Origin of the sequence: Pseudoalteromonas sp. DY56-GL22 (assembly GCF_041414715.1) — a bacterium.
Lineage (GTDB): Bacteria > Pseudomonadota > Gammaproteobacteria > Enterobacterales > Alteromonadaceae > Pseudoalteromonas > Pseudoalteromonas simplex.
This window is the reverse complement of record NZ_JANHZR010000001.1, coordinates 71,871-87,676: the sequence shown is the minus strand read 5'-3', so window position 1 is coordinate 87,676 and position 15,806 is coordinate 71,871. Positions and strand designations below refer to the sequence as shown.

Sequence of the window (15,806 nt, the reverse complement as noted above, 5' to 3'; positions counted from 1 at the left end):
TCTAATTCAAGATAATGAAGAAGTGCGTGAAACTGAATAATATATGAATAAAGGACTTAATTTAAAGTAATAACTTTAATAAAAATGAATATTTTAATTTAAGATACAAGCTGTTAGATTAAATTTAATAACTAGCAAAGTTTTGCTAACAACATATAAAAGCCCGATTTTTACCGCTTTGTGGGAACGAAAAATGATCGATTTTGGTAAAAAAATTACCCCAGCACGCGAAATGCGTTCTACCAATAATTTACACACTGCGCTTGAAAGTGATCGGGGTCGTATTATTAACAGTGCAGCAATTCGCCGCTTACAACAAAAAACCCAAGTATTTCCACTTGAGCGCAATGCCGCAGTGCGTTCACGGCTGACTCACTCGCTTGAAGTGCAACAGGTCGGCCGCTTTATTGTGCAAACCATTTTTAATAAGCTCAGTGATGCAAAGCAAAAAGAATATGGCCTATCTGGACTTGAGCGGCCACTAGAAAGCCTCGTTGAAATGGCCTGCCTAATGCACGATATTGGCAACCCACCGTTTGGTCACTTTGGCGAAGCAGCCATTAATCAGTGGTTCGAGAAACACTTAGACTCACTAACCCCAGAGCGCTGTAAAGGCATTGGCATCAGCGTGATTTTTAAACACTTAGCCCAAGATATAAAAAGCTTTGAAGGTAATGCCCAAGGTATTCGTATAATTCATTCATTACTTTCACTAAATTTAACCTACAGCCAAAGTGCCGGAATTTTAAAATATACTCGCCCAGCCAGCATGGCGAAAAAAGACAGCCCGCAAGATAAAAACTACTTAATGAAAAAAGTGGGCTACTATTTTAGCGAAAAGCCTTTTGTTGACGCACTGCAAAATGAGTTAGAGATTGAACAATATTGCCGCCATCCTGCAAGCTACATTATGGAAGCCGCTGACGATATTTCGTATTGTTTAGCCGACATAGAAGATGCGGTCGAAAAAGGCATTATTAGTGTCGAGTCGCTTTGCGACAAGCTAAAAGAGCAATACACCCGCACACTCACAAACCTAACCATAGACGATACCAAACACAGCGACTTTGCCGAAAAAGCCATTGATTATGCGTTAAGTAAAGCGCAAGAGCAGCCATACAATTTTAACAGCGAATTTTTTATTTACCTGCGTGTGACCTTGCTACACCCATTAGTAAGCTACGCAGCAGAACGGTTTATCAGCAACATAGAAGCCATTTACCATGGTGATTTTAATCAAGCGTTATTAGAAGATCGTAGCCATCTGCACGCTGTCACGCTCACCTTAAAACAAGTGGCATTAAAGCACGTTTTTTGCCACAAAGAGGTAGAGCGCTTAGAGCTGCAAGGTTATCGAATCATTAGCGGTTTACTTGATTGCTACAAGCCCTTACTTGCCCTTGACGCCGATGCTTTTAAACGGGTTTTAAAAGGCGATCAACACTACTTAATTGAAACTCGTCTGGTGAAAAAACTATCTAATAAACATTTAAATAGCTATCAAAAAGCCATTGATGCCCTAAAAGCCGAACCTGATCATTTTACCGCCTACGAGTTCTATTATCGCTGCCGTTTAATTCAAGATTACATCAGCGGAATGACCGACCAATTTGCTTATGACGAATACCGAGCGCTCATGGTGATCGATTGACTTTGCTATTTCGCTGAAATTATTTAATGAATGTGGATAAATTGCCCTACTGGGCTTAGAATTAACTCATTGTTTGGGTAACCAGATAAACCTTACTGGTCAGGAAACTATGCCAATTATAAAAACAACTTTATTACTATTACTTGCAAGTCTGAGCTTTACATCAAAAGCACAGTACAACGAAGCTATGTGTATTTTGTTAAAGCAACAAATGCATGAGTATCGTAACAACACTAGCAACAAAAATTATCGTTCAGCTGCCAGAAATTACGAAAAAAATTGCCAAAATCCTACCCCACTCAATAATGGTTCAAACCTAAAAGTTCAGCAACAGCCAACACAACCCGTTGAACCAGTAATTCAGGGTAAAAGCACCCGCTCAACTCAACATTCAGGAGCAATACTAGGTACGCCTGAAGAAGCAACACAGCCTACAGTTGAGCAAGCATCAGAGATTATTGAGCCGCAACAGCCTGCAGAACAATTACAAATAGAGCCAGAACCACTAGAAACGCAAAATACACAGCTAACACCACCAGTGCAGCAAACAGAAGAGCCCGCTGACGTTGATCGCATTATAATCTCTGATACCCCGACAGAAACTGTGGCCGAGCCTGTAACCTCTCCTGTGATGGAACAACAGCTTGATAACGCAGCGCCTGATAGTTCGCAAAACAGTGAAACTACAGATGTAAGAAAAGCTGTCGAGGCAGAACCTGTTGAGCCAGCATTTACACCGGAGCCTGCTGCTCCTTATGAAAGTGAAAATAGTTCATCAAGCTCATTATTAATGCCAAGTTTAATTGTCTTGCTAGTACTACTTGTTGCAGGCTTAGTGATTGTTCGTATTCGTCAAAATAAAAATACTGATGCAGACTCAGAGCTTGAGCAAAGCTTAATGCAAGCTAAAGCCCTAAAAGCAGCGGCCCAAGCGCAAGCTTCTGCAGAAAAAGAAGCCGAAGAACTTCAAGCAGCAACGGCTGCCGTGCTAGATGAAAACTCAGAGCAGTCACAGCAAGACACTGATTCATTACCTGACTTCACAAACGAATTAACCGAAAAAAATGATAACGACGATCTCTCTGAGCTAATGCACTTTAGTGCACAGCATGATAGTGAAAAGCCACAAATCCCATCTACACAAACAGCTGATGATTTTGCTGACGCCAAGCAATTTAATGATCTTGAACTTGGTTATGACGATAAAGACGTAAACGACTCTGATGATGACTTCTTAGATGAGCAACGAGGCCTAGAGCAAGAGCTAAAATTAGCGAGCCTTGCTTCATCTTACAGCATCAATGAAGAAACAGCTCCAAAAGCAGAGGAATCTAAACAAGATGAACCTGAACTAGAAGAACCGAGAGATTCCGCTTCGTCATCATTCGGCTTTGATGAGTACACAACAAAAGAACCAATTGCCGACGACGAGCCAGTTTTAGCTGAAATCGAAGCGCTAGAAAAACCTGAAATCGATGAGCTTGAGAAGCCAGAGATTGACGAGCCAAGCTTTACGAGTTCGTCATCATTCGGCTTTGATGAGTACACAACTAAAGAACCAATTGCCGACGATGAACCTGTTTTAGCTGAGATAGAAGCGCTAGAAAAACCTGAAATCGATGAACTTGAGAAACCAGAGTTTGACGAGCCAAGCTTTACGAGTTCGTCATCGTTTGGTTTTGATGAGTATAAAGCTAAAGAACCAATTGCTGACGATGAACCTGTTTTAACTGAAATCGAAGCGCTAGCAAAACCTGAAATCGATGAGCTTGAGAAACCTGAGATTGACGAGCCAAGCTTTACAAGTTCGTCATCGTTTGGTTTTGATGAGTATAAAGCTAAAGAGCCTATTGCCGACGATGAACCTGTTTTAGCTGAAATCGAAGCGCTAGAAAAACCTGAAATCGATGAGCTTGAAAAACCAGAGTTTGACGAGCCAAGCTTTACGAGTTCGTCATCGTTTGGTTTTGATGAATACTCAACAAAAGAGCCTATTGCTGACGACGAGCCGTCTAGAGATGACGTGCCTGAATATGACTTATCGTCATTGATGGGTGATGATTTATCGTTTGCTGATCATTTTGCTGAAGATAAACAAACAGTCACGGCTCCAAGCACAACAGACGATCACGACGACATTAGCGATGATGATTTAGCAAAAGCCTTACAAGCGCTTGAACAAGAGCTACAGGACGAACCTGCATCATTTAGCCCTGAAGAACCAACAAAACCTGCTGAAGATACGGTTGATTTGTCTGTCGAACTGAGTAACGACGATATGCTAGAAGAGATGGCTAGTGACTCTGATGAAGCTGATAAAGAAACAAATTTAGAGACCGAGCAACAAGATGATAAGCCGTATAATCCATTTGCAAACTTATCGCTTGATCCTACGTGGGACCCTAATTCTGACGAAAAGCCTGTGATAGAAAGTAAAACCAAACAGCCAAAATCACAAGCTCTTATTGATGCAGAAGAACGCGCTAAACAGCTTAAAACAGATGAGTGATTAAGTAACGAGAAACGAGCCTGTAGCAGATTTTACATCACGACCTAGCGCCTAAAGCCCAGTGCCTATTGTTTCCCCCGTAGGACTGGCTTTAGCCGGGAATGGTTTGAGTAAGTAACGAAAAGTGAGTTTCGAGAGACGAATGTGTAGCAGCGATTTCATATCGCGTCCTAGCGCCTAAAGCCCAATGCCTATGCTTGCATGGCGCGCGAAATAAATTTCACGCCTACTAAATACTCACTTCACCACAGGACGTGGGCGCATCAACCAATGAAATATAAAAATCAGCCCAAAAAACACTGATACCGCTAAAACACATAATACAATTATATTGGTCGGTAAGAAGGAATCTGTTGTGTTGCTGTAGCGCTTTAATTGCTGTTGCGCACTCAGTTTTGCTCGTTCTGTTTTACTTGGCAGCACAAACTCATGAAACGAATCTGTCAGCTTAGCTTCAGAACGCGCGATTTGTGTATTCTTTTGCTGCCAGAGCGTATCAAATTTCTGAAATTGAAACTGTTTATTGTCAATACACCAATCTAGATATTTAAGCTCAAGAGGCTGATTAAAGCAGCGTGTTGGCATCACGTAAAAACGTTGCCACGCAGCTTGTTTTTCTAAATAAGCTTTTTGAGACAACGGTTTAGCTAGTTGGTTTTCAAGTAAACTAATATCAGGATTAAAAAGCGCAGCTTTACGGTCAGCTATTTGTTCATTGGTAAAACATGTTTCAGCAAATCGAGCAGATAAGTTCTGAATTTGCTGTTTATAAATTTCTATTTTATCAAGTACATGAGACTTTCTTAACGCAGATTGCAATTCAGCGCGCTCAGTTTGAATACTTTTGCACTCATTAGAAAGGATTGGCTCTTTCGCCCGTGTAGATACAGCTACTAGCAATAGCACTGTAAGCATTAAAGTCCGTTTAAACATGAATTTACGTCACTGTAAAATTTAGAGGTACAGACTAACAGCTTCAAATAAAACTGCAACAAATCTGCGCTAAATTCACCTGAAAGACTGATAAATTGCTAGTTCGATTTATGTTCTCACAAAGTGAAAGAGCAATAACAAATCTGAATATTAATTCTTGCCAAAGTAAAACTGTTTATCATCCAATGCATATTGCTCAAGTAACCACACTTTAAACAGCTGCATAACCAATACATAGGCAAAGAACAAACAGTCTCAGCCAAACTGTTTGCAAAACGCCCAATGGCCGCGTGTTTAACCCGCGAAAAAGCCAAACAAATCCTGCATATGCTGTAACCATTTCAACCTTGTAAACTAGGCTACGAGTAGCAGTACTTCCCCAGTAGCCAAGTTTTTTACCTGTGGGCGTGAAACTTGTTTTGTACTTTGAGAGTATGAAATTTGAAAGGTTTACATAGGTTTCTCTATGTAGTGCAAAGCGCCTCGGTGCCCTCTGTGGTTCCAATATTTTTATTCACAAAGAGAAGTGAATGAGAAAACAATGAGATACAGCCAATTAGTTAATTGCCTCTAAAGCGCAGCGCCTCATAATCTCTTTGTGAAATTACCTTTCCTATGTAGCGCGCAGCGCCTCGGTGCACTCAGCGGTTCAATACCTTTATTCACAAAGAGAACTGAACGAGAAGACAATGAGATACAACCAATTAATGCTCTTCTCTAAAGCGCAGCGCCTCTTAATCCTCTTTGTGCATATTAAACTAAAGCTCTTCCACTTTCTCTACCTCAACTGGCTCTGCCAACGCATTTTCATAAAATGCGAACACCGCTTGGGTATAAGGCTGAGCATAATGCTCATCAAGGGCGGCTTGCGATTCAAACTGCTCAACTAAAAACAAACAACGCTGCTCTTTGCTCGCAAACAACTCAAAACGATTACAACCAGGTTCTGCGCGAGTGGCTGCTAATATGCCCTGTAAACGCCCTTTACAGTCATCAAATAATGCTGCCTTTGGGGTAATTTTTGCCACGATATTAATCATACTGACTCCTTACTATATAACTTTAAAACCAATGCCCTAATTGGCGGGGCAACCGTAAAAGCCACCACAAACGCAGCAGGCCACGCATTAGCAAACGCCTTCATCCAACTTAGAAAAAATGTATCGCTCAACCCTAAGTTGACATAAGTGACCCATGCCGAAAGTAAAAACGACATTAAAAACGAAAATGCCGCAGTAAAAGTAAAATGAATTTTCATATGTCCTCCTTGGCGTTACTATATTTGCACAGGCCAAGTGGCAACAGTCACGAAAATGCAAACTAAGATTGAGGGAGTCGTATGCTGGATGATCTGCATTTATTTATTGAAATAGCGCGCCGTAAAAGCATGAGCCAAACAGCAAAAGATTTAGGACTGAATCTATCAACCCTATCAAGGCGCATTCAGGCATTAGAAGAAAAACTCGCCGAGCCATTACTGCAACGTACAGCCCGAGGCATTGTGTTAACCACCAAAGGCGAATCTCTTTATAATGAGTTGGGCGAGCAAGTGCTTGCTCTTAACAGCCAGCTTGAGCAATTAAATGAGTCATCCACCGCAAAAGAGTTTTACCTATTGTGCCCACAAAACATCATTGCGGGCCCACTGATGGGGGCAGTTAATCAGTTTGCGATGGAAAACCCTGCGCTAAACCTCCACATTTACCCAAGTAATGCCAACAGCCAACTAAGCCAAAAACGTTTTGACTTAGCCATTCGCATCGGCGATCAACAAGACTCAAGCTACTTTCAAAAGCGCCTAGGCATGATCGCAATAATGCTGATTAAAAAGAAAGATGCCCCAACATCAAGGCTGATATTGCCCTATTCAGAATCACAACTCCCCAGCGGTTTGCTTAACAAATTAAAAACCGAGTATGAACATACAAGCTTTTGCTTTGATATTACAATCGCCAGAAGAATGGTTGAAGCAGGCTATGGCATTGGCTTACTGCCGATGAGCGAAATTTGCTGTATAGACGAAACCAGCAACTTTAGTTATATCGACTCCCCCCACGATATTCCCGCAAGGCCAATTTACGCCCTCTGGCCACATTCACGCACGCCATCAACAAATGCCCAGTTGTTGATAGAACAACTCCAAACCAGTATTGCAAACTCACCGAGCTTGCAAGGAGAAGTGTTAAGGCTGTAGTTGCGAGGAATCGTAGGTCGGGCTTTAGCCCGTGAAACAACTCAATAATAAGGTTTATAAATACACTTGTAGCAGCGATTTTATATCGCGTTTGTTTAATTTTCTAAAATCCATCATTAAGTTTAATATTTAAAATTTGCATTTCGATGGTACCCTATACGAATACATGACAGAACGGACTTCTCATGATTTTAAAAGATAAAACACCTTCTACCTCACTATCAATCAAGATTAAAGCTGGGGACAAGCAAGAGCTAGATGTCGCATTTTATTTGCGCCGAGCATTCAAAGATCATCCACAAGTGTTCGTATTTAATGATGTTAAATTTAAGCACAATAACGAATCAGCACAGATAGACCACTTAATTGTTTATACATATGGGTTTATTTTAATCGAATCAAAAAGCATAGCAGGCGAAGTTGCCATAAATGAGCATCAGGAATGGAGCCGTAGTTATCGAGGAAAATGGCAAGGAATGCCATCACCAATAAAGCAAGTTGAACTCCAACAAGCCTTATTAAAAAGTTTAGTGACGAGTAACGCAGAGCAGTTACTTCCCAAAATGTTTGGAAAATTACAGCAGAACTTCGGAGGACGAGAATGGCATAGCATCTGCGCAATTTCGAGCAATGCCATAATCAATCGAGATAGCATGCCACAGTCACTTGAAGATCGATTAATTAAATCTGAATTTTTAGCTGATAAGCTTTTAGAGATAATGAAGTTACCAGCATCACCCCCTAACCCACTACACTTTTTTTCAACTAACGTGCGCCCATGGTTTAATGAGGAAAGCCTATCTAAGATTTGTCAGTTTCTTTTAGCTCAAAATATTAAATCAACCGAGCAACCAGTAAACGACGAGTCACCAGTAACCCTTAATGAACCCGAATCAATTTACAAAAGTGAAATTAAAGAAGAGGTTTTATTAAGTGCTGAGGAACCTAAAGTCATACACTTAAAGTGTAAAAATTGTAGTAATGAACACACTCTTGAAGCCCGTTCAGGACGATATGGATACTATGTCAATTGCTCAAACTGTAATACGAATACTCCAATGAAAGCACCGTGTATTAAATGTAATGATCAAAATACGAAAGTTAGTAAGCGTAAAGATACTTACTCATTGATTTGTGATGGTTGTGGTAATAAAGCGCTAATAAAATTTGATAAAAATGTCGCGTTGGCGACGGCAATCAAAGATAAGTAAATACTGTGTAAGATGTGTCTGTGTACTTTCCATATCTTAACTTGCATCCATGTAAGTAATTACTCATCAATTGATGATTTTCAGGCAAACATGATGGGGAGTTATCCTTGCAGAGCTCTATAATCCAACAGATGGTTAATGCTTGGTAATACTGTACTTTCAGTAAAATTTATATTCACTAAAAGAGGGAGAGTTTATGCAATTAATATTTAATGAAATAGAGACTATTTTAAAGTCTAAAAACCACCTAAAAAGAAATTCATTTAGCATTTTAAACACTAAAAATTGGAAAATGAATTTAGCTATTTTTTTAATCATATACATTGTTTTATTTTTTACATTGCCCTTTATCTTTAATATCAAATTTCCCGACATTTTTGATAATATTCTCAATTATTCTGCAGTAATATTTTTTATCACCCCGGTCATCTGCCTCTTCATAAGATTTATGATTGAGACTTATCTCACCTTACAAAACCCCAGCCACGACTTTTTTAAACCAATAATGAAAGATATAAGCTTGCATATAGACCTTGTAAATAAATTTTCTACATTTCCGAGCTGTGAACTATCTCAGTCAATTAGAAGACTTAGTTACGATATTGAAAGAGTTAAAGGTAGACTTGGTTTTTTAGTTGGTGCAATAGAAAAGCTAGGGATTATTCCCTATTGCATAACTTTATATTTCGCATTTATTAACTTTCTTGATAAGCATGAGAACAACACAACTTATATTTATGCACTCGCTTTCTTATTTGGTTTATATAGTAGTTCAATAGTTATTATTAGATCATTAGAGAAATTAGAATTTATAAAAGTGATACTAGTTGATGCTTATGAGGTGGCTGAACAAAGAGAAAAATATGAAATAGAGAAAACTGACAAAAAGGCTTAATCTTTTAATTTACTTTTAAATCGCCGCTATAAGTTTATATCAATTGCTAGCTGCAACAAAGGAGCGAAATGTTTGCAAACATGACTTTACTGAAATAATTTAACCATGAACCAGGGCCCCTGTAAGCATCCATACTGTTAATTACTCAGAATTAATTCAATTTCAACTTCAGCAATCGCCTGCAACTGAACAATGAGTTATTGCTTGTTTTCATTAGCTATTTCAGTAAACTGGCTGTAAATAACAGGGAGTGGTATATGGAACAGGTTGGCATTTACGAGCAGCTTATTACTCAGGTGATTGAGCAGAATTTAGATCGTAAGCAATTTTATGTAGGAGAACGCCAACTAGAATCTGCCGAAGCCGCAACTTGGTTAGCTCGATTTTTAGGAAAATTAGTCGCACATGCGATTGATGCCATCCCCAACTCTACAGATCGATTAAGCGAACAAATTGATTTAGCTAATAACTTAGTTTTATGGCTTAAAGATCATATTAAAGACGATGAGCTAATCAATGAAAACCTCATAGATAGCCAAGGTAAAATTCTTACAGCTCTATTCAATACTGAAAACCCTGTAGCAACTAATCTCAAAGACTACTCAAACAGCATTTTCCCACTAACAGGTCTTACGCAAAGTGAGCTATTTAGTGGCGCAAATGCTGGCCTATCTCTTGAGACTGAGCTTAAGAGAGAAATTAAATCAGCTGATACTATTTATTGGCTCGTTTCATTTATCAAATGGACTGGACTGCGGATATTTAAAAGTGAGCTAGAAGCCTTTACAAGAAAAGGTAATAAGCTAAAAGTAATCACCACCTCATACATGGGTGCAACAGACGCTAAAGCAGTTGAGTTCTTAGCTAGCTTACCCAACACAGAAGTAAAACTAAGCTACAACAATCAACAAGAACGTTTACACGCTAAATCTTACTTATTTATGCGTAACACAGGTTTTCATACAGGCTACATTGGTTCATCAAACTTATCACATTCAGCACTCACCAGCGGCCTCGAGTGGAATTTAAAAATCACCGCGCAAGAAATACCGCATATTATTGCTAAAACCAAAAGCACCTTTGAAACCTATTGGCAGTCGCCAGATTTTGAATTATTTAGCGGCAAAGTTGAATGCAAAGAAAAGCTAATAAACTCACTTAATGAGCAGCGTGGTAAAGGCCAATCAAGTAACCAGTTTTATTTTGATATCACACCAAAAACTCATCAATTAGCTATTTTAGAAAAACTAAGTGTTGAACGAAGTGTTCACGATCGATTTAGAAACTTAGTGGTGGCTGCAACAGGCACTGGCAAAACCATCATATCGGCATTTGATTTTAAAACCGTGTATGACAAAAAACCAAATGCCAATTTTTTATTCGTCGCTCATCGAGAAGAGATCCTTACTCAAGCACAAAGCGCCTATCGTGGTGTGCTAAAAAATAACGATTTCGGCGAGCTTTGGGTCGGTAACTATAAACCTCAACGATACAACCAGTTATTTGCCTCAATTCAGACTCTTAATAATCAAATCGACAACATGAAATTGAGCGCTGATTTTTATGATTACATTGTCATAGATGAAGTACATCACGTAAGCGCAGCAAGTTACCGCGGTATTCTTAACCACTTTAAACCAAACATTTTATTGGGCTTAACTGCCACGCCAGAAAGGCAAGATGGTGCAAATATTTTGGAAGATTTCTGTGGTGTAATTGCTGCAGAGATCCGCTTACCAGAAGCAATAAATCAACGCCATTTGTGCCCATTCCAATACTTTGGGCTTGATGATGATATAGATTTAAGCAAAATAACTTGGCGTGGCGGTCGTTATGATATTAGCGAATTAAGTAAGCTCTACACAGGGGAGAACAACCGCGCTAAAAAAATCATCTCGAGCCTCAATGAAATCGCCACTAATATTCACACAATTAAAGCATTAGCATTCTGTGTTAGCCAAGATCATGCTGAGTTTATGGCTAGTAAATTTAACCTTGCAGGTATAAGTGCGGACGTACTCACCAGTAAAAATACTCATGAGCGAAATCACAAACAACAGGCGCTTAGAAGAGGTGAAATAAAGATCCTCTGTGTAGTAGATATTTTTAATGAAGGGGTCGATATCCCTGAAGTTGATACTTTGCTCTTTTTACGACCAACCGAAAGCTTAACGTTATTTTTACAGCAGTTAGGACGAGGCCTGCGTTTACCTGACAATAGCCAAAAACAATGCTGCACCGTTCTCGATTTTGTTGGTAACGCTCGCCCAGAGTATGACTTTGCTAATAAGTTTCGAGCTCTAATTGGCAAAACTAACCAGTCAATAAAAGCCGAAATAGAAAATGACTTTCCGCACTTGCCGTTGGGTTGCAGTATAGAGCTGCAAGAACGTACCCAAAAAGCAATTTTGCGTAATATTCAACAGGCAATTAATAGCAAAAGGCGCTTGCAACAGCTTATAAGTAGCTATTCACAACATACTAACGCCCAACTATCTCTAAGTAACTTTTTAACCATAAACCCTCAAGTGACGTTAGAAGATATTTATAAACCGAAGGAAAATAAGCTCGGTGGCTGGCACTGGTTAAAAGGTGATGAAATACCAGTAGAACAAGTCGATATTTACGCTGCGTATTATCGTGCAATAAACACTCAATTACTTAGTTGCAACTCACTGAGCTATTTGAGCTTTTTACGCGATTTATGTAACAGTGACTTTAGCATTGAGTTAACGCCTAAAAATCAACAATACGCTCTAATGGCTCATTACAATTTTTGGGATAACACTGGCACAAGTCTGGGGTTTAAATCTATTAAGCAAAGCTTACAAGCACTAAAAAACCCACTATTACAACACGAGTTATCTGAAGTGATTACGCTTTTAATAAATCAAATTCACCAACAAGAAAGTGATTTAACGTGTCTCCCTAATCACGCAATAAAATTACACAGCCGTTATACACGCCAGCAAATATTAGCTGCATTTGGTGCACATACGTTTGATAAAAAATCGACTGCACGCGAAGGCGTATTAGAGTTCAAAAAACAAAATTTAGAATTACTTTTTGTAACCCTCAACAAATGCGAAAGAACCTATTCGCCAACAACGCTATACCATGACTATGCAATCAGCCCTACTCTGTTTCATTGGCAAACGCAAAACAGCGCACGACCAGAACACGGTAGAGGGTTAAGTTATATTCAGCACCAACAAACTGGAAAAACAATCTTGCTGTTTGTGCGGGAACAAAGCAAAGACGAAAACGGTAGAACAATGGGATTCGTTAACTATGGCGAGGTTAAATACCAAAGCCACAATGGCAGCCAACCAATGAATATTACTTGGGAGCTAACAAACCCCATGCCAAGTGAAATGTGGCATGAGGCAGGGAAGTTGGCTGTAGGTTAAAACCTAAGCTCATTAAGAATCATATTTGTACTTTGTCTGCGCGACTAAATCTAACGCTTGGACATTTTTACTTCCCGCCAACTCAAACCTATCTTTTGCAAGCCAAAGTTTTGCGCCATTGCTGCTTGCAACTTGGTATGCCCAATTGCTTACTGCAAGGGATTTATCTACATCACAATGAAAATAGCGAGTTAGTTCATCAGTGAGTAGCTGGCTGTGGCGATCTAGATTTTGGTCTTGCCAACGTTCGCGGTGCAGCTGGGCTGCTAAAAAGTCACGCTTACTGTTATTACAACTTCGATGGGCGGCAACAAAATTATGGCCTAAATCGTTAGCGTAGCGGGCAAAGGGAATAAAGTGATCAACTTCTATCGCACTTGTAAGCGGCTTTTGACAATAAAAGCATTGGCCTTTTTGTATTTCGACTAAAATTGGTTTTGCTTTATTAAGTGCTGTGCGGTCGAAACCAAATAAAAAGTCATGCAGTTGGCTTTGAGGGCCAATAAGTGCTTGATTGTGCTTAATGCTTTGAATTTTTTGTAGCCATGCATTTTTAGCTAAATAGACAACTAAGTCGTAAAAGCGTCTAAAGCAAGCGGCTATGCCTGCATTTAGAGTAATATAGCTTTTGCCTTTTGTGTGCGGATATAAAAAGCACTCTTCTTGTTTGGCGAGAATTTGTAAACGCCACAACGGGCCTGTTTTTAACGTGTCTAAAGCTGCTTTGTAAGTAGTGTGCCAGTAAGGGCTTAATTTGAGCTGGCGCAAGCTACGAATATTGTTTTGCTGGCACTCATATAGCACCGCAATTACTTTTGATTGCGCACCCGAATTTTGTTTTAGTAAAGCACTTTCACCACTATGAGCAGAAGAAAATGGCACTGCATGGTGCCAATAAAGCTCTATTAACTTTTCAGCTAGCTTAGCAAGATCAATGTTTAACTCGCTAGCTTCATACATCATTGGTTGCTCAACACAAACATCAGCCAACGCATGCAATAGTGCAAACTTATAGGTAGCACTAAAATCACCTTCCACCAGCATACGCTGAATGTAAGCAATAAAATCGAGTTGCTGCTGCATGGCCATCATCAATCAAGCCTTATGTGTACTTTTAAAAAGTGCTCTAAAGTTCATGAACTATTCCCTGTTTGCGCCTCATATTTGCCACTTATGCCTATAACGCATTGTTGTAGCTTGAATATTGGTGATTTAGTTTAGGAACAATCTAGCATGAAAAGCTATTGCAAATATAGGATTTTAGGTAGAGCTATACTCTAAAACCCATACAATATTAGGAGGGTTGCGGTATAGCCTGCTATACCGCATATAAATTATTAAATCGTTCTTCTATGCAGAATAGCGTTTAGCCATGTTTCTGTGGCGCGCTCTGGGCGTTGGTCGGCGCTTTGCCATGACTTGAGGATAAATAGGTCTGTGCCTTTAATAATGCTTTCAAGGGCTTGTTCGTTTAGGTCGGTAAATTCGCGACCGTTGTGTTCACGTTCGCCTTCACCGTATTTAAACGATACATACACGATGCCTTGTGGCTTTAATGCACGGGCAAGGTTATTGAATGCGTCGGTTAAGTCATTTTTTGCTACGTGAATAAGGCTTGCGCAGCACCAAATGCCGTCGTATTTAGCAACCTCGTTTAGCTCTAGGAAGCTGCTTACAGCTACGTCTTGGTTTAAGTATTCTGACGCCAGCTTTGCCATAGCTGGGCTGATATCGAATGCATCTACGCTATAACCACGCTCTTTAAAGATGAAAGCGTCGCGGCCAGAGCCACAACCGGCATCGAGTAAAGCGCCTTTTTTTGGGATCAGCGGTAAGAATTCGTCGTAAAGTTCATTGAGGTCTACATCGAGTGTGGCATCGACAAATGCTTGCGCATTTTGGTTGTAGTATTCGACGGTTTTGGATGCCATTTTACTTCCTTTATGGGGGCAAGATTGCTTGGCGCTAAAATACCATTAAAGCTAGGTAACGCAAAGAATGAAATGTGATTTTAGGTGCTAAAAACAAGGGTTTTATAGTAGGCATTAGAAGTTAGTTGGAGAGAAATAGGAGATCATAGTTACGAGGTGCAAGAAGAAAAAAGATGATCAATTTTAGTATCGCTTGATTAAAGGCTTTTTATTTCATTTATAACTGTTTTCATTCGCTTGGCTAATGGTCTATTGCGATGATGGCATGCATATATATCTTCACAAACGGGGTGCGTTAGTGTGTGCACGTGTATTTTTTCTTGATTATGAAACGCACTAACAGCATGAGCAGGGAGTACAGTGAAGCCAAGCCCTAAACTTACTGGCTCTAGAATTAAGTTGATTTGATTCGAAAAACCACTGCACTCAAACTGAGCTATTGATTCAAACTCTGCAAAGTTCGCACTTAATAACTGTTGTGCATGATGTTTTCCATCTGGGTGATTAATAAAACCTAATTGGCAAAGTTGCTGCCAATCTATAGTTTTGAACTGGGCTGGCGTTATCAATAACAAGGGTTCATTAGCGATTTTGTGCCCTGTAACCTCAAGCATTGTAGGTGCTTGGCTCATAAAACCAATGTCTATTTGATGACTCGCTATGGCCTTTTCGACCCCCGAATTAGGCGCAAACGCATATTCTATAAAAAGTTTTGGGTGCTTTGATTGCAAGCTTAACAATTCGTTATAAAACTTAAGCCCACAACTTCCCGGCGATTGTATTTTTACGCGGCCTTCAAAAGGTGAATCATTTTTTATTTGTTGCTCCAAAAATTGCCATTCTTTTAGTAACTGGCTACCTCTGTTGTATAAGCTTTGGCCCTGTGGAGTAAGTGTAAATTGTTTGCCGTGTCGCTCTAGCAATAAAGCTCCAACTTGCTGTTCTAGCTTTTTAATATGCTGGCTTACGCCTGATTGGGTCATAAACAGTCGCTCAGCTGTTTTTGTAAAGTGATTGACTTCGACTAGTTCACAAAATGTTTTTAACCAAACCGGATTTATCATAACAAAAT

The 15,806-nt window shown here is 39.6% G+C and carries 12 protein-coding genes; 6 read left to right on the top strand and 6 right to left on the bottom strand.

The annotated features are described in order from the left end of the window. Positions 1-193 precede the first annotated feature (193 nt). Both dgt and NO991_RS00340 read left to right on the top strand, forming a co-directional pair. Positions 194-1,651: a dGTPase gene (gene dgt, locus NO991_RS00345; protein WP_371351508.1), complete on the top strand. Its 1,458-nt coding sequence runs from the start codon at positions 194-196 to the stop codon at positions 1,649-1,651. A gap of 109 nt (positions 1,652-1,760) precedes the next feature. Further along, on the top strand, positions 1,761-4,160 hold the full coding sequence (locus NO991_RS00340) for a hypothetical protein (RefSeq protein ID WP_371351507.1): 2,400 nt from the start codon (positions 1,761-1,763) through the stop codon (positions 4,158-4,160). Between the two features lie 237 nt (positions 4,161-4,397). Here the strand turns inward: NO991_RS00340 and NO991_RS00335 are convergent, their stop codons facing one another. The 3 genes from NO991_RS00335 to NO991_RS00325 all read right to left on the bottom strand — a co-directional run bounded on the left by NO991_RS00335 (position 4,398) and on the right by NO991_RS00325 (position 6,351). Further along, positions 4,398-5,093 carry a hypothetical protein gene (locus NO991_RS00335; protein ID WP_138618960.1) on the bottom strand — a complete coding sequence of 232 codons (696 nt, stop codon included), beginning with the start codon at positions 5,091-5,093 and terminating at the stop codon, positions 4,398-4,400. A 758-nt stretch (positions 5,094-5,851) separates the two neighbouring features. Then, complete coding sequence (locus tag NO991_RS00330) at positions 5,852-6,133, bottom strand: putative quinol monooxygenase (RefSeq protein ID WP_054553427.1); 282 nt, start codon at positions 6,131-6,133, stop codon at positions 5,852-5,854. Beyond that, entirely contained in the window at positions 6,130-6,351 is a 222-nt protein-coding gene (locus NO991_RS00325; RefSeq protein ID WP_054563225.1) for a DUF2798 domain-containing protein, read from the bottom strand. The genes NO991_RS00330 and NO991_RS00325 overlap by 4 nt, the downstream gene beginning before the upstream one ends. Before the next feature lie 81 nt (positions 6,352-6,432). Here NO991_RS00325 and NO991_RS00320 point away from each other — a divergent pair, with 81 nt between their 5' ends. From NO991_RS00320 to NO991_RS00305, 4 genes are all read left to right on the top strand, one after another. Further along, positions 6,433-7,287 carry a LysR family transcriptional regulator gene (locus NO991_RS00320; RefSeq protein ID WP_371351506.1) on the top strand — a complete coding sequence of 285 codons (855 nt, stop codon included), beginning with the start codon at positions 6,433-6,435 and terminating at the stop codon, positions 7,285-7,287. A gap of 185 nt (positions 7,288-7,472) precedes the next feature. Next, on the top strand, positions 7,473-8,498 hold the full coding sequence (locus NO991_RS00315) for a nuclease-related domain-containing protein (RefSeq protein WP_371351505.1): 1,026 nt from the start codon (positions 7,473-7,475) through the stop codon (positions 8,496-8,498). A 196-nt stretch (positions 8,499-8,694) separates the two neighbouring features. Beyond that, positions 8,695-9,393 (top strand): hypothetical protein, encoded by a 699-nt coding sequence (locus NO991_RS00310; protein ID WP_371351504.1) that lies wholly within the window; start codon positions 8,695-8,697, stop codon positions 9,391-9,393. A gap of 257 nt (positions 9,394-9,650) precedes the next feature. After that, positions 9,651-12,803, top strand: coding sequence for a DUF3427 domain-containing protein (locus NO991_RS00305; RefSeq protein WP_235378333.1), 3,153 nt, complete (start codon positions 9,651-9,653; stop codon positions 12,801-12,803). Between the two features lie 12 nt (positions 12,804-12,815). On the opposite strand, the gene NO991_RS00300 is transcribed toward NO991_RS00305, so the two are convergent. The 3 genes from NO991_RS00300 to NO991_RS00290 form a co-directional block, all read right to left on the bottom strand. Then, complete coding sequence (locus tag NO991_RS00300) at positions 12,816-13,886, bottom strand: HNH endonuclease (RefSeq protein WP_371351702.1); 1,071 nt, start codon at positions 13,884-13,886, stop codon at positions 12,816-12,818. Between the two features lie 254 nt (positions 13,887-14,140). Further along, positions 14,141-14,734 carry a class I SAM-dependent methyltransferase gene (locus NO991_RS00295; protein ID WP_371351503.1) on the bottom strand — a complete coding sequence of 198 codons (594 nt, stop codon included), beginning with the start codon at positions 14,732-14,734 and terminating at the stop codon, positions 14,141-14,143. A 197-nt stretch (positions 14,735-14,931) separates the two neighbouring features. Beyond that, the gene (locus tag NO991_RS00290) at positions 14,932-15,798 is read right to left on the bottom strand and encodes a LysR family transcriptional regulator (protein ID WP_235374316.1); all 867 of its coding nucleotides are present in this window, start codon (positions 15,796-15,798) and stop codon (positions 14,932-14,934) included. Between the last annotated feature and the right edge of the window lie 8 nt (positions 15,799-15,806).

Bases quoted from the DNA above. Each gene is read 5' to 3' on its own strand.
- dgt (WP_371351508.1), top strand. From the start codon at position 194: ATGATCGATTTTGGTAAAAAAATTACCCCAGCACGCGAAATGCGTTCT.
- NO991_RS00340 (WP_371351507.1), top strand. From the start codon at position 1,761: ATGCCAATTATAAAAACAACTTTATTACTATTACTTGCAAGTCTGAGC.
- NO991_RS00335 (WP_138618960.1), bottom strand. From the start codon at position 5,093: ATGTTTAAACGGACTTTAATGCTTACAGTGCTATTGCTAGTAGCTGTA.
- NO991_RS00330 (WP_054553427.1), bottom strand. From the start codon at position 6,133: ATGATTAATATCGTGGCAAAAATTACCCCAAAGGCAGCATTATTTGAT.
- NO991_RS00325 (WP_054563225.1), bottom strand. From the start codon at position 6,351: ATGAAAATTCATTTTACTTTTACTGCGGCATTTTCGTTTTTAATGTCG.
- NO991_RS00320 (WP_371351506.1), top strand. From the start codon at position 6,433: ATGCTGGATGATCTGCATTTATTTATTGAAATAGCGCGCCGTAAAAGC.
- NO991_RS00315 (WP_371351505.1), top strand. From the start codon at position 7,473: ATGATTTTAAAAGATAAAACACCTTCTACCTCACTATCAATCAAGATT.
- NO991_RS00310 (WP_371351504.1), top strand. From the start codon at position 8,695: ATGCAATTAATATTTAATGAAATAGAGACTATTTTAAAGTCTAAAAAC.
- NO991_RS00305 (WP_235378333.1), top strand. From the start codon at position 9,651: ATGGAACAGGTTGGCATTTACGAGCAGCTTATTACTCAGGTGATTGAG.
- NO991_RS00300 (WP_371351702.1), bottom strand. From the start codon at position 13,886: ATGCAGCAGCAACTCGATTTTATTGCTTACATTCAGCGTATGCTGGTG.
- NO991_RS00295 (WP_371351503.1), bottom strand. From the start codon at position 14,734: ATGGCATCCAAAACCGTCGAATACTACAACCAAAATGCGCAAGCATTT.
- NO991_RS00290 (WP_235374316.1), bottom strand. From the start codon at position 15,798: ATGATAAATCCGGTTTGGTTAAAAACATTTTGTGAACTAGTCGAAGTC.